Origin of the sequence: Arthrobacter sp. GMC3 (assembly GCF_002929305.1) — a bacterium.
Classification (GTDB): domain Bacteria; phylum Actinomycetota; class Actinomycetes; order Actinomycetales; family Micrococcaceae; genus Specibacter.
Genome location: NZ_PJIO01000115.1, coordinates 1 through 591 on the forward strand (window position 1 = coordinate 1; position 591 = coordinate 591).

1 protein-coding gene is annotated in these 591 nt (G+C 62.3%); it reads right to left on the reverse strand.

The features are described from left to right. On the reverse strand, positions 1–591 hold a 591-nt coding region (locus CXQ94_RS23900; protein ID WP_258067314.1), incomplete at both ends, for an alanine--tRNA ligase-related protein.

Genomic DNA, 591 nt, shown 5'->3' on the forward strand with positions numbered 1-591 from the left:
CGCCGTCGGCGATGAGGAAGCCGCAGGAGCGGATATGGTCGGCGACGACCTTCAGTGAAGCCTGACCTTCGTTGGCGCAGCCGATGGCATCCGCCGCTGCATTGAGCAGGCTCTGGAACAGGTCGATTTCATAGTTCGAGTTGACGTGCTGCAGGACCGCACTGATGCGCTCGAGGCCCATCCCGGTGTCGACACTCGGCGCCGGCAGCGGATGCATGACGCCATCGGCCGTGCGGTTGAACTGCATGAAGACGTTGTTCCAGATCTCGATATAGCGGTCGCCATCGTCTTCCGGGGAACCGGGTGGTCCGCCCCAGATGTGCTCGCCGTGGTCGAAGAAAATCTCGGTGCAGGGACCGCATGGGCCGGTGTCGCCCATCGCCCAGAAGTTGTCCGACGCGTAAGGGGCGCCCTTGTTGTCACCGATTCGCACCATGCGCTCGGCCGGCACGCCGACTTCCTGGGTCCAGATGTCGTAGGCCTCGTCATCGGTGGCATACACCGTGACCCAGAGTTTCTCCTTGGGCAGGTTCAGCCACTTGTCGCTGGTCAGAAACTCCCAGGCGTAGTGAATCGCGTCGCGCTTGAAAT